The following is a 1097-nucleotide window of genomic DNA, read 5'->3' on the forward strand; positions in this document are numbered from 1 at the left end:
TACGTCCACTTTCGTGTTTGCAGAGTGCTGTGTTTTTATTAAACAGTCGCAGCCACCAGTTTATTGCAACCCCTTCACCCTCCTGGCGCAGGCCAGTCAAGCTACAAGGGCGTACCTTATCCCGAAGTTACGGTACCAATTTGCCGAGTTCCTTCTCCCGAGTTCTCTCAAGCGCCTTAGAATACTCATCTCGCCCACCTGTGTCGGTTTGCGGTACGGTCATCGTTAGACTGAAGCTTAGAGGCTTTTCTTGGAACCACTTCCAATTGCTTCGCTCCCGAAGGAGCTCGCGCCACACCCTTGAATTGCGCGCCCGGATTTGCCTAAGCGCCTTCTCCAATGCAGCGACCGGGACTTCCAACACCCGGACAACCTTCCGCGATCCGTCCCCCCATCGCATCTAACAATGGTGCAGGAATATTGACCTGCTTCCCATCAGCTACGCATTTCTGCCTCGCCTTAGGGGCCGACTCACCCTACGCCGATGAACGTTGCGTAGGAAACCTTGGGCTTACGGCGAGGGGGCCTTTCACCCCCTTTATCGCTACTCATGTCAGCATTCGCACTTCCGATACCTCCAGCACCCTTTACAAGGCACCTTCGCAGGCTTACGGAACGCTCTCCTACCATGCGAGCAAAGCACGCATCCGCAGCTTCGGTATATAGCTTAGCCCCGTTACATCTTCCGCGCAGGACGACTCGATCAGTGAGCTATTACGCTTTCTTTAAAGGGTGGCTGCTTCTAAGCCAACCTCCTGACTGTTTTAGCCTTCCCACTTCGTTTCCCACTTAGCTATATTTGGGGACCTTAGCTGGCGGTCTGGGTTGTTTCCCTCTTGACACCGGACGTTAGCACCCGATGTCTGTCTCCCGTGATTGCACTCTTCGGTATTCGGAGTTTGCTATGGCGGGGTAATCTGCAATAGACCCCCCAACCATGACAGTGCTCTACCCCCGAAGGTGAGACACGAGGCACTACCTAAATAGTTTTCGGAGAGAACCAGCTATTTCCAGGTTTGTTTAGCCTTTCACCCCTATCCACAGCTCATCCCCTAACTTTTCAACGTTAGTGGGTTCGGACCTCCAGTACGTGTTAC

General features: G+C 53.3%; 1 rRNA gene. It reads right to left on the bottom strand.

The features are described 5' to 3' along the window. Window positions 1–1097 (bottom strand): 23S ribosomal RNA (locus AC3IFE_RS10840); the annotation flags it as partial.

The sequence above is a fragment of the Burkholderia sp. APQ4-4ca genome, assembly GCF_057837105.1.